We start from the raw sequence: 24,022 nt of genomic DNA, 5'->3' as shown, positions 1-24,022 counted from the left end.
AACAGTCCTAGAGACATTGTTGCAACTTTTATGTACCCATGGTTTTTCTAGATGGAGACAAAAACTCCTTCTGCTCTTCTCTCTTTGTTTGAATAGCTAACAAAAAACGAGACCTGATTCAGATCTCGTTGGCTTCTTTACATAATCATGTTTAGAGGAAGTTCCTCTAATATCCGTGTTCTGTCGGCAAGAGTTCTCATTGAGTTTTATCAAAAATCCTTAAACAAACCGATTTTTTTTATTTCTTCGAGATGAATTTCAGATAGCTTCTCAAGAATTTGAATCCCTTTAGGGGTTACTTCAATTAATACACTCCGACCATCTTCCGGATTTTCCCGTCGTGAAACGAATTCAAGCTGTTCACATCGGTCAATCAGGCCTACGCAGGCATGATGCGTTATTTGCAGTCTCTCCGCTAGTTCTCTTGGGGTAGCGAAGTCACGGCCCGGATAGCCTTGAATTGCTAATATCAATTGGTGTTGCTGAGGTGTTAAACCTAGCTGTTGTGCGGCAGAATCACTGAATTTCTGAAACTTTCTTAACTGATATCTAAACTCCCCTAGATATTCATAAACTTCTTTGGATAAAAGTGAGTTCAAAATAAGTGACCTCTTTTCTATTTATGATTGATATTTATATCTTAACACGATATAATAAAAATATAAATTTATATCGTAATACGATAAAAATAAAGGAGAATAAATCTGCTATCATGATTCTTTCCATCAGTTTGTGCATTTCATAAAGGCCGTACACTCTTTCTTTTATTTATAACTAAAATGAATATTCCTTTGCTTGTTTACACCTTAAAAACATATGTGGGATGGTGATTTAATCATGTTGGAATACCTTTCTCCTAGTTCACTTTCTGGTCAATTGATCTTTTTAGTTGGGTCTGTATTAACCATTTATCTAAACGTAAAGTACCTCGACTCTAAAAGTAAATGATGGAATCATTTCTTCGTTGCTGTATCTTTCTTTTCATTCCTCTGAGCGGGGGTTAAGCAGTACCTGTTGAAATATTGAAAATAAACAACTCATCATTATTGGAAGTAAATATATGTGGTTTACTTAACACTAGGACTCATTAGCCGTCCATGTAGCACAATCAGCAAAAAGAGCATCGATATTCGGGCTGTTGACAAATACCTGTTCCAAACAAAAAGAAGATGAAGCTCTACAAAATGTAGTGTTCATCTTCTTTTTTACTGAACTATATTATGTGCTTTGTAGTTAGCCTTTTTAGTTTGTCAACAGTCTCATATTCGATACTCTTTGTCTATGCCGCAGCATGTTCGTCCTTAACATCTCTGCGATTGACCGCTAGATAGCCGACAAGGACAAAGATAATAATCGTTAAACCAAGGCTGACCGGACCTTCGCCTAGACCAAGACCATTGCGACTATGAGGTACCGAGATCCAGTCCGAAAATGAGGCTCCTACCGGACGTGTCATGATGTAAGCGAACCAGAAAACAAAAGTCTTATTTAGATTAAACAACCAATAACTCAGAGCAGGGATAGCAAGCAAGATGGCAAACAGAACCCCTGAAGAGAAGTAACCTAAGTGCATGGTTGACGCGGTCATGTCTCCCGCAGAGGTGCCGAGCGCGAACGTTCCCATTACGATGGACCAGTAAAAAGCCTCACGATGACGGGTGTAGATGCTGTGTATAGACAGAGTTTTCTCGATCTTGTACCAGATTACAAAGATAATGGTTAGCGCCATCATAAAGAACATGGTTGATATAAGGTACGGGATGCCCAGCACAGCATGCACAACATCAGCAGCCATCGTGCCAAATATACTGATCATAATGACAACTAACCAGTAGATCCATGCTACATATCGGTGTATTGAGAATTGCAGTACCAACAAGGCTACTAGACCAATTCCCGCGAGAGCTACCGCAATTATCGGATTTAGATGCTTGACTAGATAATCAGAAAACACTTCGCCCATTCCAGTGGTCAGTACCTTAGTGATCCAGAAAAAGATCGTAACTTCCGGAACTTTATTCAACATCTGTCGAATTCTCCTATTATCGTCTTGAATTTGCTCGCAATGTTCCATTAATGAATCCTTCTTTCCTTTTGGGATTGATAATTGGTTACTTGATCGTGCATATATGTTGAATTGTTCACGAAAACAAGAGTTTTATTGAGACACAATTTAAACTGTACTCTTTTAACATTAAAAACCAATGAAAATACCTTAAATTCTTCATTAATTAGAGATGAACAGATTGCAATAACCTGCTCTGTTGAAGAAAAACCTCAGCCACTATAAAAATACCCTTCAGACCCTGTGTTCTGAAGGGATTTCTTGTTCACATAATCAATGTTATCAGTAGTTAGGATTCCTATTTATATATAACTGACTAGTTTCTTCAACATTTCATGCTGCATCTCTCAACTTGCACCGTTTACTATCCAACTTGGACCATTTACTATCCAATTTCACACATTTACTATCCAAACTTCAACTGTATGCTGAATCTATAAGTCAGTTATATTTAGTTGTTTAAAATTTGGAAAACTTGAATTATGAATTTTATTAAATTAAATATACTTGTATTTATAAATACGATTTAAAACCGTAAATAATTGAAACAAGCAGTGCAGTCACTAATATTCCAGGAAGAAGATTAGCTACTTTGATTTTTGTGATCCCTATTAAATTTGAACCTATAGCAATGATCATAATCCCACCGGTAGCTGTCATTTCTATAATAAAATTATTCATTAAAGCATCAGGAATAAACCGATCAATTTGAGTTGCAAAAATAGCAATTGAACCTTCATATAAAATGACAGGAATTGCAGAAAATAAGACCCCAATACCTAATGTTGTAGTTAATATTAACGCTATAAATGCATCTATAATAGCTTTCGTGTATAACACATCATGATTACCCCTAATGCCGCTATCTAAAGCACCAATGATCCCCATTGCTCCAACAACAAAGATTAAAGTACCTGTTATAAATCCTTGAGATATACTTCCCTCCTTACTTGAGCCGACTTTTTTCTCTAACCAACCTCCTAGGCTAGTTATTTTATCTTCTAAGGCAAATAACTCACCAATTACTGCCCCAATGACAAGACTTAAAATCACGATAAGGAAGTTCTCACTTTTAAATCCCATTTGTACTCCCAAGACTATAATGGCTAAACCCATTATATTCATAACAGTGTCCTTCATACTATCCGGTATACGACGAAGTAGACTACCTAATAAAGTACCAATACTTACACCTATTCCGTTTACTAAAGCCCCCATTAAAATCATTTTCTTTCACCTGTCCATTTCTATATAGTTGTGGTTTCTCAAATTATAGGGGTAAACTACATATAAATAAAATCAAAGTTTTTAATGTTTAACATGAATAAAATTTATGGATAGGAATGATAAAAATGAGCCTTGCGAAATATGAGGTTTTTAACACTGTTGTCGAACTGGGTAATCTAACCAAAGCTGCGGAAGCTTTAAATTTAACTCAATCTGCTGTTAGTTATTCTATCGCAAATCTTGAATCTGAACTTGGATTCTCTTTACTGATTAGGAGCCGGTCTGGCATCACTTTAACAAGCAATGGACAGAGAATCTTAAGATATATACGAACTATTCTACATTGGAATGAAAAAATGAAGCAAGAAGCCGCCTCTATCAACGGACTTGAAGTTGGTACAGTTCGGATAGGGGCATTTACAAGTGTTTGTATTCAATGGCTGCCTAGATGTATGAAGCATTTTAAACAAGAGCATCCCTCTATAGAAATTAAGATTCTACAGGGAGGCTATCAGGACATTGAACAGTGGATTACTAACGGAGTTGTAGATTTTGGTTTTGTTACTTTACCTACATTAGAAGGTTTTGAAACGATACCTCTAAAAGAAGACAGGTTGGTTTGTATCCTTCCATACAATCATCCTCTTGGTAATCAAGATAAGATCCGTATGGAACAATTAGAGAATGAATCCTTTATCATACAAAAGTCCGGTTATGACCACGATATAAAACGTATATTTAAAGAGACCCGTGTTACTCTCAAAAACAAATTCGAAATGGCTGATGACCAAGCTATTATAGCCTTGGTGGAAAATGAACTAGGCGTAAGTGTCATTCCTGAATTAGTTCTGCAAGGTCTGCCGCATAACGTTACCATTCTTAGTCTAGAGCCAGAACAGCATCGATCTATCGGCATCGCTGTAACATCTCTAAAGGAAATCTCTCCTGCTGCCAAAAAGTTTATTGAATGTGTAAAAACGCTGTTAAGGTCAAACTAAATGTTAGATCCTGTTGCTTTTACAAAGCCTATAAACATGAAACAAGCCCCCTTTACCACTAATACTTACAAAGGGGGCACTATCCTTAAATTAGAGGAGAGACTATACTTTTGTAAGAATAAGTCCAAGTAACGCAGAAATAATGCCAAAGACTTGATACATCCTTAATCTCTCTTTAAACATATAACAGCCTGCAAGCACAACTACTAGACAGTTTAAACTAACAACAGGAAATACAATACTAGCCATTCCTGTCCGTAAAGCGTAAAAATAACAACTAAAGCCTACTACACTTAATACAGCAACAAAAGCGCCAATCTTTATTTCACGCAATTGCGTTTTTTCTTTCCTAAACCAAAGAGCTAGATAAATACTCCCGCCTCCATACATCGCCACAAGCGTATCTAAAGGGTTGATATGAAGATAAGAAGAAGTTTTCATTAAAATTCCAAGAATTCCAAAAGAAAGAACCGCAAGTATGATTCGAACAACCCATGGTACATAGTTTACATTTCCTTTCGAACCAGGTGTATACTGAATGACCATTGCAGATCCCATCATACATAAAATCCCGATCCATTGAATGGGTGAGATGTGCTCATGAAAGATAAGTCCTGCAGCCAGGATCGGAAAAATAGCATTAGCTGCAATTAATGGTGAGGTTAAGCTGGCCGGTCCCTTTTCAAAAGCCCGGGACATCTGAACATTTCCATTAGCATTTAATATACCGATAAGCGCACCTAGAAAAATAGAAATTAAATTAGGATGAAAAGCCTGCATGACTACTCCATAACCGAGGGTTAATAAAAAAGCAATAGAATAAAAGAAAAATTGAATGCTTACTTTCGATATTCCCTGTACTGTGCTCCACTTAAAAATGGTGTTGTTTAATCCAAAACTGATGGTTGTCATCAACGCTGCAAAAAGCCACATAAGCTTCCTTCTTTCTTTTTTTAAATATAATTCTATTATAAAGATTAAAATACTTTAACCACTAAAACAAGGAATATCTTCTGAATGTTACTACTATTCATTAAATACGTGAATAAAGAATACGATCTAAAAAAATTATTTTCTCTTTTATGTATAATGTATATAAATCTTCGTTACTATCACTCAACACATAATACTGATAGATCTTTCCAACCATACGCAACATCATCTACTACGCTTCCTCCAAATTCGCTTGTTCTACGAATATACTCCTTGCCCCCCATACGTTTATAAAATCCTACTCCAGATTCATTTTGTTCCATTACCCATACCAGCATAGAACGAATACCTCTTTCTTTAAAATGGTTGACAACAGCTGAAACAAGTTGTCTTCCCATACCTAATCCTCTACATTCCTTTAAAAGATAAAGTGAATATAACTCTCCATATATCGATAGTGAACTGACAAAAAATACTTTACTGAACATTGACAAATTTATCACCTGGTACTAATATTAGGTTATATTCCCAAGTGTTAATTACAAAGTGGAGGGATAACTCAATGAATTCAAAAGCTCGTATTACAGCCATTGGTGCTTATGTACCTCATAAAAGATTATTGAATGAAGATTTAGAGAAAATGGTGGATACTAGTGACGAATGGATTATGCAAAGAACAGGAATGAAGGAAAGAAGAATTGCAGGAGACAAAGAATATGCATCAACACTGGCTTTCAAAGCCATTGAAAATCTGATTGAAACATATAATAAGGACTTACAAGATATCGATTGTATTATTGTAGCAACAACAACTCCTGATTATGTGTTTCCAAGCGTAGCATGTCAAATACAAGATTATTTTAAAATCCCTCATACCGGCGCCTTTGATTTAAATGCCACCTGTGCCGGTTTCACTTATGGCTTACATTTAGCTAATAGTTTAATTACCTCTGGGTTCCATCGGAAAATTTTAGTGGTGGCCACGGAAACTTTATCAAAAGTAACAGATTATAGTGATCGAACAACTTGTATTTTATTTGGCGACGGCGCTGGAGCTGTCCTAGTGGAACGTGACGAAGAGCATTCAAGTTTTATAGCCGCTCATATAGGAACAAACGGAGAAGGAGGAATGCATCTATATCGAACAAGTTTAGCTGCTACTATGCATGAACAAACGTTAAACACAAATGGAAAGATGGTCCAAAATGGAAGAGAAGTGTATAAATGGGCTGCCCGTACTGTACCGTTAGGTGTAAAGGAATTATTACATAAATCGGAGCTGCAAATTCACGATGTGGACTGGTTTGTACCACATAGTGCTAACCTACGGATGATTGAGTCTATATGTGAAAAGTCAGGATTCCTAATGGAAAAAACATTAACTAGTGTTGCATATATGGGGAATACCTCTTCTGCTTCCATTCCGTTAGCTTTACATTTAGGAATAGAAGAACAAAAAGTGAAAAATGGAGATACAATCCTGCTTTATGGTTTCGGGGGAGGGCTCACGCATTTAGGTCTTATCATAAAATGGGATTTATCAGAGAAAAACTAGCATTTCTCAAGCGTTGAAAGAAATAAGTTATATATGGGTAAATTATAATTTCGACATTTACATGTGCTGTGTACAGCAAAACGGCATTGGCGCTTTCTTCCTATCTATGGTTTACCCTTGCATGGACCACTACAAGGGTTTGACCGCTTCCGCACGTCGCCGGATGCTCTCGCCCCACTGTAAAAAGATGGTTTTTTTATTCACTTGTATATAGTTCATATAAAACAGTTTTAATTAGGTTAAAAGAGGTGATTTTTACATGTTCGATATTCCTAGCGTACTGCCGCACAGGTATCCTTTTTTAATGATTGATCGCGTGTTAGAAAACGAACCGGGAAAATGGGCAAGGGGTTATAAAAATGTGACATGGAACGAATGGTTTATTACTGAATCTCAAGCTTATATGCCGGGAATGATGATCATCGAAGCACTTGCACAATTGGGTGCTTTTACGAAAATAGACGGGGCAAACGGATTAGGGTTTCTTTCCTCGCTAAAAGAGGTCGAATTTTTGGGATATGCTCGCCCTGGCGATCGAGTGGATCTTTATTATGAAGTAATCCGAAACAAAAAAGGATTTATTTTTGGGGCATGTCACGCTTCTGTAGATGGAGATATAATTGTGAAAGCTAATATTGGTATATACGTTGACTAGGCCTCCTGAATGGCTAATTTATATATAAATGATTTATAATTTCGCCATTTTCATTTGCTATTTCAAACAAAACGGCATTGGCACTTACTTCCTCCCTCTGGTTTACCCTTGCATGGACCAAGGGTTTGACCGCTTCTGCACGTCGCCGGATGCTCTCGCCCCACTATAAAAAGACGATTTTTTTATTCAATTTTATATAGCTTTATTATGACAAAAAAGATGTTTACTAGCCCTATTAGTAAACATCTTTTTTGTCATTTTTAGATAGAAATGGACGTTTTGCTTTATCAGCTAATTTGCCCTTTCTTTTTTAAATACCAATAAACCGGAAATCCAGTAATTACTATTGCAATCGATAAGAAACAGCTAAGCGGCTCGTTAATAATCGCACTTCCGAGTACAAATAATGATCCTAAAATTGCTAAAATTGGTACGATTGGATACAATGGAACGCTATATTCACGCTCTTTTCCTGCATTTCGTTTTCGTAAAATAAACACCCCGATAAATGTCATTACATAGAAAATGTAAATGTTGAATACGGAAATCTCAGATAGTTTATTCGGATCACTAATAATCATTAAAATAATACCAAGTATAAGCTCAGTAAAAATCGCATTTGCTGGTGTTTTAAACTTATCGTTAATGTTTGAAATAAATTTGGAAAATGGAAGCTGACCACGTTCTGCCATAGATACTGGAATGCGCGGGAATGTTAAAATTTTCCCGTTTAAGCATCCGAAGATCGAAACAATGACACCGATGCTAATGAGCTTTCCACCATATTCTCCTAATAGCATTTGCGCAGCTGTCGCTGTTGCATTCTCACCAAGAACAACAATTTTTGCAGCCGGTAATATTTTTAACAAGGCAACGTTAATTAACACATATGCTGCTGTTACAGTTAATAAGCCAATTGTTAAGGCCTTTGGTAATAATTTTGTTGGATTTTTTATCTCACCGCCGATAGATGCTAATAACATCCAGCCATCATATGCAAATAATGTTGCTAAAATTGCCATCCCGATACTTTGATGTGCTGATTCCGGAACAACAACGTTAAATACATCGTTACTTCCTTTCCAAAATCCCATCACAACAATAAGTACAATGGGAATCAGTTTCCCAACCGTTGTAACCGTTTGGACAATGCCCCCATACTTTGTACCAATACTATTTACAACTCCAAGAAAAACAACTGTCCCAATTGCAATCGGCAAACTCCATACTTTATCAATATGAAAAAAATTAGAAATTAAAGAACTAAAATATAATCCTAACGTTCCAATAATTGCTGGTCCATACACAATTGTTTGCATCCATCCAGACAAATAGCCCCAAAAACCTCCATAAATCTCTTCTAAATACGTATATAAACCACCATTTTTCGGAATTTGTGCTCCAATTTCTGCTACAGTTAACCCGCTGGCTAAGGTTAAAATACCACCTACTGTCCAAGCAAAGATTGCCATGTTAGAACTTCCTGCATATGCTAATACGCTGCCCGGCTTCATAAATACGCCAGAGCCAATAATTGTTCCAACAACAATAGATAGTGCGACCCATAGGCCAATTTTATTTTTGTCATCGTGATGCATATTACGTTTCCTCCTTCTAATTCTAGTGTGATGCAAATAAGACAAAACAAAACAAAATAAGACAAAATAAAAAAACACTCGTCCCCCTAAAAAAGGGACGAGTGTTTTATTCGCGGTTCCACCCTTGTTCCAATTGAAAAATAGATACCTTTCTCCAATTGCTCAAGTTTCAAATAACGGTTGTTGCCGGCAAGCGATTACTAGATATTCGTTCATTGCTGCAGTTCAAAGGTGGTAAACTATTTTCCCGTATTAGGAAGCTCACAGCCTAAGGCTTCCCTCTCTGAAAATCGTAAAAAATAAATCATGTCCTTATCAGTACTTTTATGTTGTCGAATTTTATAGATATTGTTTATTATATTGAAGTTTTGAAAAAAAGCAAGGGCAGTCTTTATGTGTGAGCTGCATTTTGACTTAACCAAACACATAGCGCAACTATATATGAGTGAATGATAGTTTCGACATGTCCATGTGCTATGTGCAAGCAAAAGGGAGTATTTTATGCTTCTATAAACAAAATGAAGTAGTTCTTCAACTCCCATTTCCTTCCCGCCTAGATTACAACGTTGCCTGAAATCATGCATATGCCCAATTCATCTACTGGCAATACTCTTTGCGAAAAAAGCCAATATTAAAACGAGCATGTTTTATTACTTTTTAAGGAATTCTTAAGAAACAATTAGTAATATTCACTGTAACAACATTATCAGTAATAGGAGTGTGTGATGAAACAAAATCGCCGTGTTTTTATACCTGCCATTATAGTAACTGTTATTGGGTTATTGCTTGTTCTATATTCTTTTTATTCTACGCCAAGCGGTGGTCATCATGGTCCTCCTCCTACTGGCGGTGACCATCCTGGCCCTCCTTCAGGTGAAAAAGAAGGAAAAGGAGGATTAGGCGGGACATTTAAACAATTAGGAACGTTTGCTATTATATGCGGAGCTATCAGCTATTCATGGTTTTACCTTAAGAGAAAAATGAAATCCTCGTCAAATTTGATCAAGAAAATGGGCAAGCTCTTGTACAAAGTTCATACCTATGTAGGTTGGGCTGCATTAATCCTTGTCGTTGCACATGGGACATACTATATCATCAAAGATTTTAATAATCCTTCTACACTCACAGGAATTGCCGCTTTTATAATCCTGTTAACTCTCGCTATGTACGGTTGGTTTATTAAACGGATTCGCAATAAGTTCATGCGTACGATCCATTTTCTTCTTAGTCATGTATGGCTTGTCTTGTTAGTCATACATGCAGGCGGACACTTTATTTTACCTGCAGCCATTACCTTGATGATTTGGGGAATAATTTGGCTTTTCGATCTATCAGCAAGAAAAACAGCAGCCAAACACGTATAATAATGATGCATTTGTTTCGTATTTCTCACAATTTTACCTTTGCATGAACCAAAGGTTTGACCGCTTCTGCACGTCGCCAGATGACCTCTCCCCACTATAAACGGTTTTTTATTCACTTGTATATAAATGTGTGTTTTGTTTTGGAAATGACAAAAAGCCAAGCAATATTTGACAGCTTGGCCTTATTTTTTATGAGTCACGGATTATTCTGAACTCCATTATACATATATGAATTTTCTTGCTTACACAATTTTCTTTCTAATACGACCAGAGATAAAATCAATTAATGTAACCATTACAATGATACCGAGCAGAATGACTCCTACACGCGGCCAATTTCGGGAACTGAGCGCAAAGATAAGCGGCGTCCCAATTCCTCCTGCGCCGATTACCCCTAGGATGGCTGCGGACCGAACGTTAATTTCAAAACGATACAAGGTGTAAGACAGAAAATCTGGCAATACTTGGGGCAATACGGCATACCAGAGAACCTGAAAGCGATTTGCCCCTGTAGCTACCAATGCTTCTGTTGGACCTAGATCCATGTTCTCAATGGATTCTGCATACAATTTCCCCAGCATCCCAATAGAATGAAGCCCTAAAGCCAATACCCCTGCGAAAGAGCCAGGGCCTACCGCTTTAATAAACATAAGCGCCATGACAAGTTCAGGAAAAGTCCGAATAAAGCTTAGCATAAACTTACCGGAGCCTGAGATTGTCTTCTTTCTACTCATATTTTTAGCAGACCAGAATGCAAAAGGAACACAAAGAATAGCAGAAATAAATGTGCCTAGTACTGCAATCGCAAGTGTATCTACTAAACCGTGCAGTAAATCTTCTCCATCTGGCTGTGACACATATTCCCAATCCGGATGAGAAATACCTGATAGGATGGATTTCGTAATTTGGCCAGCAGTAGGCTTGATCCCGCCAATCTGCATACCGGAAAACGCCCAAATATAGATAGCTGCCAACGCAACAACAATAATCCAACGATATAAATTACTTTTCTTTGGCTTTGGAATTGCTTTCGTATGTGCGATCATAATAACTTCTCCCGTAATGTAGTGCTAATATAATCGATAAGCAAGACTACGACTAGCGTATAAACGATGATAGAGGAGGTTTGCTGATACTGTAAGAAGCCGAGTGTCCGTTCATAATACAAACCAATCCCTCCTGCTCCTACTAGACCTAGAACAGCCGCCGCCCGCACGTTAACCTCAAATGTATATAGTACGTATGATACGAAATGAGCTGTAATTTGCGGAATAATCGCATGAAAAATCCACTGCGTTTTATTTGCACCTACCGCTGTCATAGCTTCGAGTGGTCCTTTATCAATAGATTCGATGGATTCATACAGTAATTTCGCTACAAGTCCCATCGAGAAAACCATAAGAGCTAAAATACCCGGCAATGGTCCAATCCCAAAAATAGCCACGAAAATAGCAGCTAATAATAAGTCCGGTACAGTTCGAATTAAGTTCAAAATAAATCTTGCAGGACCATGTAAAAAGGCAGATGGGAACACATTGCTTGCCGATAACAAAGCAATCGGTACAGCAAGAATAGAACCGAATGTAGTTCCAATTACAGCCATACGGATCGTGTCGAGCATAGCTTTTGTAATGTTCGAGAAATAGCTCCAATCCGGCGGTACCATCTCTTTTAACAAATCGAGAATATTAGGAAGCCCGATCGCAAACTTAGAAAGCGATGCATCTACTTTTACACCGCTTCCCCAAAATAATGCAAGAACGAGAATGGCAGTAAACAGATGTTTGAGCTTATTTGGAGGAGTTGGCACGGCTGTCACCTTTGTTGCGTTCTTCATTCTGCAGTCGCTCCCAAAAGCTCATCCTTCTGAATCGAACGGCCGTAAATTTCTGCAAACTTCTCATCTGTCGCTTCCTCTACCGGACCATCAAATACAACTTCTCCCCCGCGCAGGCCAATAATGCGAGTAGCATACTCTCTAGCCAAATCAATAAAATGCAGATTGACAACGGTTGTGATTCCTAGCTCCTGGTTGATTCGTTTTAAATCATCCATAACCTGCTTCGTTGTAAGCGGATCAAGTGAAGCGACCGGCTCGTCTGCCAAAATAATTTTCGCTTCTTGCGCAAGAGCCCTTGCGATAGAAACACGCTGCTGCTGTCCTCCTGATAATTCGTCCGCGCGTGAATACGCTTTTTCTAAAATATTGACGCGATCTAATGCATCAAAGGCTAACTGCACATCTTCTTTTGGGAATAAACCTAGAATCGTGCGCAGCGTAGAATGATATGCCACGCGTCCTGATAACACATTCTTTAAAACCGAAGAACGTTTCACTAAGTTAAAACTTTGAAAAATCATTCCGATATCACGACGGATATGGCGCAATTCTTTTCCTTTTGCAGTTGTAATGGATTGCCCATCAATCACTATTTCTCCATCCGTAATCTCATGAAGACGGTTGATAGAACGAAGCAAGGTAGATTTACCCGCTCCTGATAAACCAACAATCACAACAAATTCTCCTTTATCAATGGATAGATTAATGTGATGTAATCCTTTTGTACCGTTTGGATATACCTTGGAAACATTGCGAAACTCGATCACAAGCTCTACCTACTTTCTAAAAGTTGTATCTTGAAAAAATGGCTAGCCATATCGAATATAGTATAATCACTCGACTGGCTTGCCATTTTTAGTTAGCAAATGTAATAGAGTACCTATTATATTACTGTGTCTTTACTTTTTTACCGTACTCGCGAACGATATCAAATTTGCTATCATCAGATTTTACATATCCTTCATGAGAATATACGTCTTTGATGATTTTATGGCCTTCTTCATCTTTACCAATCTCTATAAATGCCTTTTGAACCTTTTCTACCCAAGCTTTGTCCATATCGGAGCGAACGGAAATTGTATCGTTTGGAATTTTTTCTGTGAACTTAATAACCTTTGTTTTATCGAATACGTCTGGATAGTCTTTTTTCACAATATTGCGCGCATCTTGGAATACAACGGCAGCGTCAATATCGCCATTCAATAAAGCAATGACTGCTTGGTCATGACCTTTTAGCGTAACCGGCTGTACGTCTTTTAATGGGTCAATTTTCGCATCCATTAATGCAGCGGCAGGCCATACATATCCAGCGGAAGATGTTACGTTTTGATAACCGATTTTCTTGCCTTTTAAATCTTTGATATCGTTAATATTAGAATCTTTTTTTACTAGAAACTCAGTTTTATAGAAGTCAACCATATCCTTTGTTGGTTGTCCTGTAGCATCATCTACGCCTAAACGCTGCGCTTGCAGAGCAACGTTTGCTGCGTTCTTTTCATGTGCCAATACATAGGCAGTTGGAGGCAGGAACCCTACATCTACTTGCTTAGAAGCCATTGCTTCAACGATTGTGTTGTAGTCTGTTGATACACTAACCTTCACGGGAATGCCAAGCTTGTCGCTTAGCAGCTTCTCTAAAGGCTTTGCTTTTGCCTCGAGTGTATCCGCGCTTTGGGATGGTACGAATTGAACTGTCAAAGTTTTTGGTACATAGCTTGCTTTTGCTTTGTCGGTCGTTTCTGTGCTAGTTTCCTTTGTGCCGCAGCCAGCTAACAAACCGACCGCTACAGCAAGAGATGCTCCAATAGTTGCAACTTTTTTGAACATGAAAAAACCTCCAATTTTGTATGTATTTAGAAACAAATACTTAAAATTACATATCTAAATGTAACATAAATTACAAATTCTTTCATTTTAATTTACCGAAAATTTATAATAATAAGACGCAATATTAATATATTGTCTTTGCCTTTGTTTCTTGCTATCATTCCTCATAATAGCTCGCATGTGAATGAATGAAAAATTTTCTAAAAAAGGGTGAAGAAAATTGAATAAGCATATCAATGTAGCCATTTTGCAAACCAGCGATATACACGGTGCGATTTATCCCCTCCATTACGGAGATAATACAGCGGCAGAAGCTGGAATAGCGAAAATTTCCACGCTGATCAAGCAGGAACGTGCCAAAAGCAATAATGTTATTGTCATTGATAACGGAGATCTCATACAAGGTACACCGCTAACCTACCATTATGCCAAATATATGCGGCAGGAAAAAAACCCCCTATCTCTTATCTTAAATCATATTGGCTATGACGGTGCAGTGCTTGGAAATCATGAATTTAACTATGGCATGAATGTATTACATACAGCTGTTACCGAGTCACAAATTCCCTATCTATCAGCAAATATTTTACATAAGAGCACGATGAATCCATATTTTGGAACCCCTTATATCATTCAGACTATCGAAGCTGGTGTTCGTATCGCAATCCTCGGGGTAACGACACATTACATTCCAAATTGGGAAAATCCCGATCATATTGAAGAACTCGTATTTGAAGATGCTCTTTCATCGACAAAAAAATGGGTGCAGTACATCCGTGAGCATGAAAACCCAGATGTATTGATTGTTTCCTATCACGGCGGATTCGAGCGAGATTTAGAAACGGGAGAACCGACTGAAATCTTGACCGGTGAAAATCAAGGATATGCCATGTGCTTTGAAGTGGAAGGTATCGATATTTTACTAACAGGTCACCAGCACCGCTCGATTGTCAATCAAAAAGTGAACGGTGTAACAGTTCTGCAGCCTGGCTCCAATGGCCGCTCTTTAGGAAAAGTACATATAGCCCTTATGTATGATGATAATCAATGGTTGATACAAGACTGTTATTCTGAATTATTATCAGTAGAAGGTATCGAAGCGGATGAAGCTGTTCTTGCATTGGCAGCTGTCTATGAAGACAAAACCCAACATTGGCTCGATCAGCCTATCGGAACGATTGAGGGGAATATGCTCGTTGAGGATCCTATGCAAATCCGTATCCAAGATAATGCCTTGATCGAATTTATTAATAAAGTGCAAATGCATACAGCAGGCGTCGATATTTCAAACACGGCACTATTTGATAATGCCTCTCCTGGGTTCAAGCACAATATTACGATGCGAGATATTGTTTCGAACTATATATATCCGAATACGCTAAAGGTCATCCGCATCACTGGCCAAGACATAAAGGATGCGCTTGAGCAATCGGCCCAATACTTCATGCTGGACAATAACGGAGCGATTACCGTCAATCCCTCTTTCACGGAACCGAAGCCCCAGCACTATAACTATGATATGTGGGAAGGCATTGTATACACATTGAATATATCCAAGCCCATTGGAGAGCGCGTTGTATCCTTGCAATATGAAGGACAGCCTATACATCTAGAACAAGAATTTGATGTTGTGATGAACAACTACCGTGCCGGCGGGGGCGGAAACTATATGATGTATCAAAACAAGCCCGTGATCAAAGATATTCCGATGGACATGTCTGAATTAATTACAAGCTATATTTTAGAAAGAGGCACGATTCAGGCGACCGTCAATCATAATTGGAAAGTGATAACCGACTAAGTTTCATACCCCTGCTATTGTTTTTCAAATACTCCAGTAAAATTTTTTAGGGGGACGCCTTGAAGGCAGCGCTGCCTTCAAGGCGTCCCTTCCTATGTCTTTTCACTAATTATATCGTTTCGTTTGGATTCTAAGATAACAATGAGCTGCAAACAGAGGAACGTAACGGAAAGCACTGGTATGGAATTTTATAACTTATCTTTTAAAAAGGCTCTGTTAAAGATTATTGTTGATATTTTATAAAAAAAGAAAAGGACCAATTTTTTTGGTCCTTTTGTACGTCTTCTTCAACTAACGCACCCGTTCGTTCATTAAGGAAATGGTATTTATTCAGCAGTTGCTATATTCCGGATTTGTCATCTTTATTATTGCTGGCGGTCTTTGCGCCATCCGAATTTTTAACTCCTTTGCTTGTATAAGGTTTGGCGCTCTTTGCTTTATTGGCACTAGCTTGCCATCGACTCCAGCCCTTCTTGCCCGTTCCTCTACCTGTTCCGCCTTTACCCTTAGCTTTACTCATATAATCACTCCATTATTATTGTACATTGAGCTATCTATCGTTGGTTAGTTTTATCCATCATACTCGGTTATTAACCAAGTATGATGAAAGATATAATATTATCACAGTTTGTGTTGAAACAATAAACAATTTTAAAAGTCGATTACACTCAATTCCCTTCTGTAACTAACCTGATCCGTCAGTTGAACAAGAAAAGGGCGAAAATCAACATTGTGCTTTAACAGATCCTAAAAAAACTGAGCACGAAAAAATCATCTGCGCTCAGTCCTTTTTTCATTCCTATATATAACTGACTATGTATAAATGATTTATAATTTCGACGTTTTCATTTGCTATTTCGAACAAAACGGCATTGGCACTTACTTCCTCTCTATGGTTTACCCTTGCATGGGCCACTACAAGGGTTTGACCGCTTCTCCACGCCGCCGGATGCTCTCGCCCCACTATAAAAAGACAATTTTTTTATTCAGTTATATATAGTTTCTTTAACGTTTCACGCTGCATCTCTCAAACTGCACCACTTATTATCCGAAATGATGTTGTTTGCGCAAGCATTACTCAGCTTCTTGTTCAGGAAGAGATTTCCATCCAATGGCTGTTATACCAGCTTCTAAGCTAAGTTGGCTTACTAGTTTTTCGATGAGAACAGCTTTTGTTGCATCACAATGCAACGACGCTCGTACTGTTACTTTTTTACCGTATTCAATATCTTCACTATACAACTCCTTTAAATCAATCCCTTCTGTATTTACCATATGCATTAATAAAGCTCGAATATGTGATTCATCTTTATCTAAACAAGTTGCAGATAATACATAGTTCATATGACCTGGCATTTGACCTGTTGATTTTTTGTTCATGAATAATGCTACTGGACGAAGTAAGATATTAGCTAACAAAACTCCAAAAGAGCCTAAAATTGCCGCTGTAAGAAATCCTGATCCTACAAGGGTCCCTACTGCGGCTGCACACCATAAGGTAGCGGCTGTATTTAATCCATGAATACTAAACCCCTCTCGAATAATTACTCCACCGCCTAAAAAGCCGATTCCACTAACAACCTGAGCAGCAATACGTGTAGGACTAGATTCTTTTACTACCATGACTGACAATAAGACAAATAAACACGCACCTAATGAAACAAGAGCATTAGTTCTTAAACCAGCCATCCGATGGCGCCATTGACGTTCTGTTCCAATAAATGCTCCTGCAAATATAGCTATGCATAAACGAATCACCATATCTTGCCACACCATATTCTTCACCACCTATATATGAGTGAATGATAATTTCGACATGTCCATGTGCTATGTGCAACGAAAAGGGAGTATGGTATGCTTCTTCTCTCTCGTTTACCCTTGCATGAACCACTACAAAGGTTTGACCGCTTCTGCACATCGCCGGATGATCTCTCCCACTATAAAAAGACGTTTTTTTATCCCTCATCTTCATAACATTTATTCTACAGAAATGATTGCTACTTATTGTTTTGTTTTAATCATGATTTTATCCCTAGAAGGAGAGGAGATTTATTATGAGCATCCGCCGTTTCTCCAAATTTTTCACAGAAACCAACCAAATATAAGTAATTTAGCTGATATATCCAAAAGGATTTATCCGTTTTTTCGTTCAACTAATGCTACCCGTTAAAAAAATCGTGTTTTAAAAATGTTTATGTTGTGTTGTATAAAACGAAAATATGGATAAAATCCAACTTCATGTTAAAAATTCATTTAGGATATATAGTAACTTCCCAATAAGCATGACGTAAGCCCTAGATAGCTTAATAAAGACAGCCAGTTGGTAAAATAAGAGAGGATTGACTATAACGTAGCACCATATTATATTTTTTAAGCGGGTGTGTTTATGTATTCATTTTGATTTATGGATATCAACAAAATAGACTGAGTGAGGGAGAGAGTTGAAGATATTTAAAGTAAAACTTTTAATTTTAATATTAGGAATTTTAATCATTTTATTTTCCCTATTTGTTTATAAATTTAATCAAGCCTTTGTAGTAAAACAGGATGAAATTCAGGTGGGGCACACTATTGATGATGAAACTCAAAAAGTAAATGATTCTACAGATGTTGTAAAGAAAGGCGAAACAGTTCAAATAGTTGTTACATATACAAAAATGGTGGAGAAACCGTCAAAACAAAGTGCACATTTAATTATGAAAAAGGCATCAACAAAGGAAATAGTGCTAGAAAAAGTATATGAAGATTCTTATGGAGTTTCAGGTTACAGTACTGAATTTGATACAAGTACAGTTGAAAAAGGAGATTACAGATTGGAACTTCACAGAGATGGTAAGATCGTAACTGCTAAAGTGATAACTTTACAATGATTTTCCTATCTCATAGCTAATTAAAGAAATTCTATAGCGAAGAACGATACAGCTTCAATAACGTATTTTAAGGCTGTTAAAAATTATTGTTGATTTTTATAAAAGAAAGAGACTTCCACACTTGTAAGTCTCTTATGCTTATCCAACTGTCAACAAGAATATTTTTTCTCAAACCATTAATATCAGTCAGTTTGCGATAAATGGAGTTTTCCTTACATATTTTCTATCATTAACCTGATTAATGATAAAATTTGCTATATCTGCATTAGTAATTTTTGCGCCTGGCATATCGGTTAAATTTTCCTTTACTTTACCCGTTTCTGAACCTTCAACAACAAATGGTAAACGCACAAGTGTCCAGTCAATATATTTTTACAGAGTAGCCCAGTGTAACGGTAAAGAGTAGATGGAGCGTATAGCACGAAATCCCACTATACTGAATATAATGATAATCAAATCCAATAACCACACTTTGCTCCCCCTTTTCTAAGGTAACAGCAACAGCCCGCCGTCTCTGGCGGGAAAGATTATGCCCCCCTATTATCCAACAACACAAAGTACACAACGCCTGAAACGATAAGCAGAACCGCATACAGCCCTGCCTTCTGTTTAAGTGAAATGCGATTGCTTCCCGAATCCATACCTGCTAAAAACCAAAAGAAGAGCTCTCCAAACAGAACAAGTGCCATCAATATGCCAAAGAATATCTTTGTCATCGGAATAACCTCCCATATCAATTATTCTCCAAATTATACCATAGTAGAAATACGAAGAACACCGGGACATTCATAGCGCATGCAGCATCTTGGCAAAAGAACTGTACGGAGAGATGCGTCATATCCCGAAAGAAACAAAGAGAACGTATCTACGGATCGCGTAAGCAAGGAAGTTGGGAAGATTCATATTGGAGAAACAGATAAGAAATGCGCTATACTAGTAGAAGTCTATGGTACGAGAATATATAAAGGAGGAACCTCTATGGCTCCAAAACAAAAATACTACGTCGTCTGGAAAGGACGAAAAACAGGCATTTTCAACACTTGGGCTGAATGCGAGGCGCAGACGAAAGGCTTTACCGGTGCGCGGTTCAAGTCCTTCCCTTCCCTGGCAGAAGCAAATGAGGCATATAAAAACGGCGCATCCTCTTCCCCTTCTGCTGCTGCACGAAAGCCGGCTGCTTCTAAGCAAATACAGCTTTTTGATACAGCTGATACGATTGAGGAGGACAGCATTTCCGTTGACGCGGCGTGCAGCGGAAATCCCGGGATGATGGAGTATCAAGGTGTGGATACAAAGACGGGTGCGAGGTTGTTTCATTTCGGTCCGGCGCTTGGAACGAATAATATCGGGGAGTTTCTTGCGATTGTGCATGCGCTATCCATGCTGAAGCAAAAAGGCTTGCAGACGACGATTTATACGGATTCCAAAACGGCATTGTCTTGGGTGCGGAATAAGAAGGCGAATACGTCTTTACGGCGAGACAAGAGCACAGAGCAGGTTTGGACTTTAGTGGAGCGCGCCGAGCAGTGGCTGCGGGAAAATACGTATTCGAATAAAATTTTGAAATGGGATACGGCGCGATTGGGTGAGATTAAAGCGGACTTTGGACGGAAGTAATGGTCTTAAGAGAGGATGTCTTGGATGCTGGTACAGCATATGTAAGACATCCTTTTCTTTACGGAAATAGAGAGAAAAACTTGCTTTTCTATACGGTTCTGGTGCAAATATCATTATCAAAATCCGTTCTGATTTATTTTAATTTTCTTAATTTTCTTAAATATTGTAGATTTTTAACGTAATAACGATTATACTAATAAAAATAATACACAGGGGGGATATACTATGAATTTCTTAAAAAAGTTTTGTAGGATTGGTATTGGGTCCAATCTGGTTGTAGCCTTAGCTATATTGTTCCTTCCTGTTTTCCTTATTACAGACCAAATTGATGTTTTTGAAGAATTGATATCCTATATTTCAAAATAATTCTATTTATTCAGAGCTGCCTGCGAAAAGGAAACCTTTTTATATTTATAGTAAGCTAGGTAGAGATTGATTTTACATGTGTTATACATCTCCCCCCTATCTGAAAAAGGTAGGGGGTGTTTACACAATCAGTGTTATCAGAAGTTCATCTGTTCGAAAAGATAGACCTTTATGGAATATGACCAGCAATCCTATGAAAATGGCTTAACGTGGTTAAAAATCGTCCTTTTGACCACTTTTCCTCCTTAGCGTGGTAAATCCGCGTTTTTCTGTTCCTCCCCCTTTATTGAATTTGTATTTTCAATAGCTTCTCGTAGCCCCTTTGCCAGCTTTATTACGTTATCATTTGCCCAAAAATGTAAGAAGAAAAGACGTGGTTTTTCATACAACATATGGTTATGTAATGCTGTTACTTGAATATTATGTTTCCTTAAGGTACGTATAACAGAATTGACTTCTTTTGCCGTTAACACGAAATCTCCTGTAATGGCAGCTTTCCCTTTGTCAGTTGGTTGAAAGTTGATTGCTGTTGCAATGCCCATTGAAGGAGGAATAATCATACCTTTATCAATAATATTTTCAACACGTGGAAAACTTATTTTATAGATACCGTTACTTATCGTTCCTTTTTTACCAAAAATGTTGTCAATCTGTTCTTTTTCTAATTTAAATTCTCCAGTTGAATGAGCTTGACTGTCTTTTAATGGTGTATTCGACTTGATTAGGCTGGCACGAAGTGTTTTTGCTAAATTGACTATTTCTCCATGCCCCTGTATATGCATATACATAATATTAGGTGACTCACCCAGTAGGTGATTATGTAAAGCAGTCACTTCTATTCCACCTTTTATCAACTCATTCATAACTAGATTAACTTCTTCTTCGGTAAGAACGAGATCGCCCATTACCATTACCCCGTCGTTTATCTCTTTAAATGCGAGCCAAGATCCAAGTGCAAAAGAAGAATGTAATGGGATACCATTAATTTCAACTTTTAGGTCTGTTCTTGGAAGGCTAATATAATATACGTTCCCTGTTTTTATTTCTCCGTCTTTTCCAATTACTTCTTTAATCAATTGCCAATTACTTTGTTGAGAAACATTAGCCATAGTAGTTATTTTTGGATTCGAATTTATCCTCAAATTATTATTTAACGTAATGTTTACAATAATAATTAATACTAAAACCAGAAATAAGCCTATTATGATTTTATTTTTATGAAACACCGTAAAACCGCCTCTACTTATAGAATTCTTTATTTATTTTGATAACAAAATACTAAAGTTATTCTTTTCTTACAAGGAGGTTTTAATATATAACAGTGTATACTGTATTCATGTGAAATTTACATAAAATTCATAAACAAACCATTTGAAAATAACCTACATTTGCTAATCTTTAATTAGGAAATGTAATCATATGCACATGAAAGACGAGGAATCGACCTCGTCTTTTGTGTTTTATAGACTGGGGTATCGCCATCAAGCTCCCCAAGTATGTAATAAATCTTTGACTTTCGGGACAAATTGCTTAGTGTTGTGTGTAGTCATTTTTGACATCGGGATCCAAAATAATGCAGTTCATGAGTGTTGATTTTTACCACTACACAGATGGACATCAAGAATTTTCAAAAATTATTTCACGAAATTCCACAAATATAAGCTTTAAAAAAACTAATTTTGAAATTGAGTCATTATTATCTTCAAATATTTACGTTGACTTTTGAAACATATAGGTGTAGATTACACATATAAGGAATAATTACTATTCATTTCCTAAGTTGTTCATGAGGTGATATACAATCATGCTAAAAAATGACATAGAACAGGACGAACTTCTTGAAGAAGTTCAAGCTAAGACGCTAAACTCGATGCCGAAAAACTTCCTTGTTCCTTTCTTGCTTCTCTGCCTAAAAGATTGGAGTCTTCACGGCTACAAACTGATTCAAATGCTGATAGACATGGGATTTTCTTCTATCGACCAGGGTAACGTGTACCGAACGCTGCGAAAGCTTGAGAAGGATCATTTGATTTCCTCTACATGGGACACGAGCGAAGGCGGTCCAGCTAAACGCATCTACTCTTTAACAGAGTACGGTGAGAAATACTTAAAAACCTCTGCCTATTCATTTGAACAGTACCAAAACATGCTGGGCACGTTCTTCAGATTATACACCAGCGCATTCTTTCCATTTCCAAGCACCAAAGAAAAAGACAAACAGAATGGTGGTTCTGCAGAATAATCTGCATTCACAATATGTAAATAAATATTTGGGGGTTACGTACGTCATGGAAGCTAAAACATATGAAATAGTCGAAGCATTTTGGAACAACTGGTCGCACTCTCTTTCTTTACTTACTTCTGTCGGAAAACAAATGGAAGATTTTACAATTGAAACCGTGAAGCAACAGCAAGAAGCATTTTATAAAATGACAGAAGGCTTAGAAGCAATGGAACAGGAAATGAAGCAATATACGTCTCAAATGAGTACGCAATATACAGACTATATGAAGCAATTTGCAGGCACACAGTTCGCTTCTCAAATCGATGAGTGGCAAGAGAAATGGAATGAACTATCCCAGCAAATGGAGCATATCTCCTCGTCCCCTGCAAAATCATCTTTGTCCTTGCTTTCTCAAACAAGCGGACAATTTGAAGACGTAATGAAGCAATGGCTTTCCCAGCAACAGCAGCAACGCGAAGATGTACAAAAACAAATGGAAGATTTTTTACAAGGACTGCGAGCAACGCAACTCGATTTGGTGAAGAAATTCGAAGAAAGTGCTAAACAAGTAGTCCTTTCGGTGAGATAAGAGAAATGTAGCTTTATATCACCAGTGAAAATCGGAGATACAATCCGTGTCATTGTGGAAGTGATTCAAAAACGAGATGACAAAAAAATTATTACATTGCAAACGAACGTCTACAATCAATATGATAACTTGGTTGTGGAAGGAACAGCAGCAACGTTGAAAATGGAGTAGCCTCGGCTACTCTTTTTTCATGTAATTAAGAGAGGATAAAATTGGGGGCATGTTTAAGTTCCACCGGCTAGATGCTGCTACCAAAAAACCTGAACGTACTATCTGACCTGAAAGATAGTATGTACAATTAGCTGATTCGTTTTCAGCTATTGAAAAAACCTCCACCTTTACTGGTGAAGGTTACATAACATGTGATTATCAAAAGTGAAAAATCTCTAAACCTCTACAGCAATACGTTCTGGAGCATTACCTACAATTGCAGCAGTATGTACTTCAATATATGTTGAAGAGGGTTCTGGTGCAAAAAGAATTGGACAATTAA

General features: G+C 37.5%; 23 protein-coding genes, 2 pseudogenes and 1 other annotated feature. Of the genes and pseudogenes, 10 read left to right on the top strand and 15 right to left on the bottom strand.

Annotated features, from left to right (window positions below):
* Window positions 1-209: 209 nt before the first annotated feature.
* From H540_RS0123850 to H540_RS0123840, 3 genes are all read right to left on the bottom strand, one after another.
* A complete protein-coding gene (locus H540_RS0123850) occupies window positions 210-599 on the bottom strand; it encodes a MarR family winged helix-turn-helix transcriptional regulator (RefSeq protein WP_081415260.1) in 390 nt (129 codons plus the stop codon).
* 680 nt (window positions 600-1,279) lie between these two features.
* Entirely contained in the window at window positions 1,280-2,026 is a 747-nt protein-coding gene (locus H540_RS0123845) for a COG4705 family protein (protein ID WP_155891131.1), read from the bottom strand.
* A 552-nt stretch (window positions 2,027-2,578) separates the two neighbouring features.
* Complete coding sequence (locus H540_RS0123840) at window positions 2,579-3,292, bottom strand: DUF554 domain-containing protein (protein ID WP_028402693.1); 714 nt, start codon at window positions 3,290-3,292, stop codon at window positions 2,579-2,581.
* A gap of 125 nt (window positions 3,293-3,417) precedes the next feature.
* Between H540_RS0123840 and H540_RS0123835 the strand changes: the two genes are divergently transcribed.
* The gene (locus tag H540_RS0123835) at window positions 3,418-4,290 is read left to right on the top strand and encodes a LysR family transcriptional regulator (protein ID WP_028402692.1); all 873 of its coding nucleotides are present in this window, start codon (window positions 3,418-3,420) and stop codon (window positions 4,288-4,290) included.
* 102 nt (window positions 4,291-4,392) lie between these two features.
* Here the strand turns inward: H540_RS0123835 and H540_RS0123830 are convergent, their stop codons facing one another.
* Window positions 4,393-5,223: an EamA family transporter gene (locus H540_RS0123830; RefSeq protein WP_028402691.1), complete on the bottom strand. Its 831-nt coding sequence runs from the start codon at window positions 5,221-5,223 to the stop codon at window positions 4,393-4,395.
* Window positions 5,224-5,402: 179 nt separating this feature from the next.
* Window positions 5,403-5,711 (bottom strand): GNAT family N-acetyltransferase, encoded by a 309-nt coding sequence (locus tag H540_RS30770; RefSeq protein WP_081415259.1) that lies wholly within the window; start codon window positions 5,709-5,711, stop codon window positions 5,403-5,405.
* A gap of 74 nt (window positions 5,712-5,785) precedes the next feature.
* Between H540_RS30770 and H540_RS0123820 the strand changes: the two genes are divergently transcribed.
* Together H540_RS0123820 and H540_RS0123815 are read left to right on the top strand one after the other, a co-directional pair.
* On the top strand, window positions 5,786-6,778 hold the full coding sequence (locus H540_RS0123820) for a ketoacyl-ACP synthase III (protein ID WP_028402690.1): 993 nt from the start codon (window positions 5,786-5,788) through the stop codon (window positions 6,776-6,778).
* Between the two features lie 259 nt (window positions 6,779-7,037).
* Complete coding sequence (locus tag H540_RS0123815; protein WP_028402689.1) at window positions 7,038-7,433, top strand: 3-hydroxyacyl-ACP dehydratase FabZ family protein; 396 nt, start codon at window positions 7,038-7,040, stop codon at window positions 7,431-7,433.
* Window positions 7,434-7,720: 287 nt separating this feature from the next.
* Here the strand turns inward: H540_RS0123815 and H540_RS0123810 are convergent, their stop codons facing one another.
* Window positions 7,721-9,031, bottom strand: coding sequence for an APC family permease (locus H540_RS0123810; RefSeq protein WP_028402688.1), 1,311 nt, complete (start codon window positions 9,029-9,031; stop codon window positions 7,721-7,723).
* A 90-nt stretch (window positions 9,032-9,121) separates the two neighbouring features.
* Window positions 9,122-9,359: a binding site (T-box leader), on the bottom strand.
* A gap of 397 nt (window positions 9,360-9,756) precedes the next feature.
* On the opposite strand from H540_RS0123810, the gene H540_RS0123805 reads away from it, so the two are divergent.
* Complete coding sequence (locus tag H540_RS0123805; RefSeq protein WP_028402687.1) at window positions 9,757-10,395, top strand: hypothetical protein; 639 nt, start codon at window positions 9,757-9,759, stop codon at window positions 10,393-10,395.
* A 242-nt stretch (window positions 10,396-10,637) separates the two neighbouring features.
* Here H540_RS0123805 and phnE (H540_RS0123800) read toward each other — a convergent pair whose 3' ends face one another.
* The 4 genes from phnE (H540_RS0123800) to H540_RS0123785 all read right to left on the bottom strand — a co-directional run bounded on the left by phnE (H540_RS0123800) (window position 10,638) and on the right by H540_RS0123785 (window position 14,062).
* Complete coding sequence (gene phnE / locus H540_RS0123800; protein WP_028402686.1) at window positions 10,638-11,441, bottom strand: phosphonate ABC transporter, permease protein PhnE; 804 nt, start codon at window positions 11,439-11,441, stop codon at window positions 10,638-10,640.
* A complete protein-coding gene (phnE, locus tag H540_RS0123795; protein ID WP_028402685.1) occupies window positions 11,438-12,232 on the bottom strand; it encodes a phosphonate ABC transporter, permease protein PhnE in 795 nt (264 codons plus the stop codon). Before phnE (H540_RS0123795) ends, phnE (H540_RS0123800) begins: the two co-directional genes overlap by 4 nt.
* Window positions 12,229-13,002 (bottom strand): phosphonate ABC transporter ATP-binding protein, encoded by a 774-nt coding sequence (phnC, locus tag H540_RS0123790; RefSeq protein ID WP_028402684.1) that lies wholly within the window; start codon window positions 13,000-13,002, stop codon window positions 12,229-12,231. Before phnC ends, phnE (H540_RS0123795) begins: the two co-directional genes overlap by 4 nt.
* A gap of 121 nt (window positions 13,003-13,123) precedes the next feature.
* Complete coding sequence (locus H540_RS0123785; protein WP_028402683.1) at window positions 13,124-14,062, bottom strand: phosphate/phosphite/phosphonate ABC transporter substrate-binding protein; 939 nt, start codon at window positions 14,060-14,062, stop codon at window positions 13,124-13,126.
* A 220-nt stretch (window positions 14,063-14,282) separates the two neighbouring features.
* On the opposite strand from H540_RS0123785, the gene H540_RS0123780 reads away from it, so the two are divergent.
* Complete coding sequence (locus tag H540_RS0123780; RefSeq protein ID WP_028402682.1) at window positions 14,283-15,863, top strand: bifunctional metallophosphatase/5'-nucleotidase; 1,581 nt, start codon at window positions 14,283-14,285, stop codon at window positions 15,861-15,863.
* A gap of 340 nt (window positions 15,864-16,203) precedes the next feature.
* On the opposite strand, the gene H540_RS0123775 is transcribed toward H540_RS0123780, so the two are convergent.
* Window positions 16,204-16,383, bottom strand: coding sequence for a DUF3934 family protein (locus H540_RS0123775; protein WP_028402681.1), 180 nt, complete (start codon window positions 16,381-16,383; stop codon window positions 16,204-16,206).
* 554 nt (window positions 16,384-16,937) lie between these two features.
* Window positions 16,938-17,639, bottom strand: a complete 702-nt coding sequence (locus H540_RS0123770) for an MgtC/SapB family protein (protein ID WP_028402680.1) — start codon at window positions 17,637-17,639, stop codon at window positions 16,938-16,940.
* A gap of 665 nt (window positions 17,640-18,304) precedes the next feature.
* Between H540_RS0123770 and H540_RS0123765 the strand changes: the two genes are divergently transcribed.
* Window positions 18,305-18,733, top strand: coding sequence for a hypothetical protein (locus tag H540_RS0123765; protein ID WP_028402679.1), 429 nt, complete (start codon window positions 18,305-18,307; stop codon window positions 18,731-18,733).
* Between the two features lie 186 nt (window positions 18,734-18,919).
* Here H540_RS0123765 and H540_RS33600 read toward each other — a convergent pair.
* Together H540_RS33600 and H540_RS0123760 are read right to left on the bottom strand one after the other, a co-directional pair.
* A pseudogene (locus H540_RS33600) lies at window positions 18,920-19,099 on the bottom strand (NADH-flavin reductase); the annotation flags it as partial.
* Between the two features lie 161 nt (window positions 19,100-19,260).
* Window positions 19,261-19,449 (bottom strand): hypothetical protein, encoded by a 189-nt coding sequence (locus H540_RS0123760; protein WP_028402678.1) that lies wholly within the window; start codon window positions 19,447-19,449, stop codon window positions 19,261-19,263.
* 262 nt (window positions 19,450-19,711) lie between these two features.
* Here H540_RS0123760 and H540_RS0123755 point away from each other — a divergent pair, with 262 nt between their 5' ends.
* Entirely contained in the window at window positions 19,712-20,350 is a 639-nt protein-coding gene (locus H540_RS0123755) for a ribonuclease H1 domain-containing protein (protein ID WP_028402677.1), read from the top strand.
* Window positions 20,351-20,961: 611 nt separating this feature from the next.
* Here H540_RS0123755 and H540_RS0123745 read toward each other — a convergent pair.
* Window positions 20,962-21,942, bottom strand: coding sequence for a DUF1259 domain-containing protein (locus H540_RS0123745; RefSeq protein ID WP_211241925.1), 981 nt, complete (start codon window positions 21,940-21,942; stop codon window positions 20,962-20,964).
* Window positions 21,943-22,520: 578 nt separating this feature from the next.
* On the opposite strand from H540_RS0123745, the gene phaQ reads away from it, so the two are divergent.
* The 3 genes and pseudogenes from phaQ to H540_RS33595 all read left to right on the top strand — a co-directional run.
* Complete coding sequence (gene phaQ, locus H540_RS0123740; protein ID WP_028402675.1) at window positions 22,521-22,958, top strand: poly-beta-hydroxybutyrate-responsive repressor; 438 nt, start codon at window positions 22,521-22,523, stop codon at window positions 22,956-22,958.
* A gap of 46 nt (window positions 22,959-23,004) precedes the next feature.
* On the top strand, window positions 23,005-23,529 hold the full coding sequence (gene phaP / locus H540_RS0123735; protein WP_028402674.1) for a polyhydroxyalkanoic acid inclusion protein PhaP: 525 nt from the start codon (window positions 23,005-23,007) through the stop codon (window positions 23,527-23,529).
* Window positions 23,530-23,538: 9 nt separating this feature from the next.
* Window positions 23,539-23,700, top strand: a pseudogene (locus H540_RS33595) (hotdog family protein); the annotation flags it as partial.
* Window positions 23,701-24,022: the final 322 nt, after the last annotated feature.

Source organism: Ectobacillus panaciterrae DSM 19096, assembly GCF_000430785.1.
Lineage (GTDB): Bacteria > Bacillota > Bacilli > Bacillales > Bacillaceae_G > Ectobacillus > Ectobacillus panaciterrae.
Note: the sequence above shows the minus strand (reverse complement) of the source record. Positions and strands in the feature narration are given on the sequence as shown.

Bases quoted from the DNA above. Each gene is read 5' to 3' on its own strand.
- phnE (WP_028402685.1), bottom strand. From the start codon at position 12,232: ATGAAGAACGCAACAAAGGTGACAGCCGTGCCAACTCCTCCAAATAAG.
- H540_RS0123770 (WP_028402680.1), bottom strand. From the start codon at position 17,639: ATGGTGTGGCAAGATATGGTGATTCGTTTATGCATAGCTATATTTGCA.
- H540_RS0123805 (WP_028402687.1), top strand. From the start codon at position 9,757: ATGAAACAAAATCGCCGTGTTTTTATACCTGCCATTATAGTAACTGTT.
- H540_RS0123815 (WP_028402689.1), top strand. From the start codon at position 7,038: ATGTTCGATATTCCTAGCGTACTGCCGCACAGGTATCCTTTTTTAATG.
- phaQ (WP_028402675.1), top strand. From the start codon at position 22,521: ATGCTAAAAAATGACATAGAACAGGACGAACTTCTTGAAGAAGTTCAA.
- H540_RS30770 (WP_081415259.1), bottom strand. From the start codon at position 5,711: ATGTTCAGTAAAGTATTTTTTGTCAGTTCACTATCGATATATGGAGAG.
- H540_RS0123775 (WP_028402681.1), bottom strand. From the start codon at position 16,383: ATGAGTAAAGCTAAGGGTAAAGGCGGAACAGGTAGAGGAACGGGCAAG.
- H540_RS0123845 (WP_155891131.1), bottom strand. From the start codon at position 2,026: ATGTTGAATAAAGTTCCGGAAGTTACGATCTTTTTCTGGATCACTAAG.
- phnE (WP_028402686.1), bottom strand. From the start codon at position 11,441: ATGATCGCACATACGAAAGCAATTCCAAAGCCAAAGAAAAGTAATTTA.
- H540_RS0123840 (WP_028402693.1), bottom strand. From the start codon at position 3,292: ATGATTTTAATGGGGGCTTTAGTAAACGGAATAGGTGTAAGTATTGGT.
- H540_RS0123810 (WP_028402688.1), bottom strand. From the start codon at position 9,031: ATGCATCACGATGACAAAAATAAAATTGGCCTATGGGTCGCACTATCT.
- H540_RS0123820 (WP_028402690.1), top strand. From the start codon at position 5,786: ATGAATTCAAAAGCTCGTATTACAGCCATTGGTGCTTATGTACCTCAT.
- H540_RS0123760 (WP_028402678.1), bottom strand. From the start codon at position 19,449: ATGACAAAGATATTCTTTGGCATATTGATGGCACTTGTTCTGTTTGGA.
- H540_RS0123835 (WP_028402692.1), top strand. From the start codon at position 3,418: ATGAGCCTTGCGAAATATGAGGTTTTTAACACTGTTGTCGAACTGGGT.
- H540_RS0123830 (WP_028402691.1), bottom strand. From the start codon at position 5,223: ATGTGGCTTTTTGCAGCGTTGATGACAACCATCAGTTTTGGATTAAAC.
- H540_RS0123785 (WP_028402683.1), bottom strand. From the start codon at position 14,062: ATGTTCAAAAAAGTTGCAACTATTGGAGCATCTCTTGCTGTAGCGGTC.
- H540_RS0123755 (WP_028402677.1), top strand. From the start codon at position 19,712: ATGGCTCCAAAACAAAAATACTACGTCGTCTGGAAAGGACGAAAAACA.
- phaP (WP_028402674.1), top strand. From the start codon at position 23,005: ATGGAAGCTAAAACATATGAAATAGTCGAAGCATTTTGGAACAACTGG.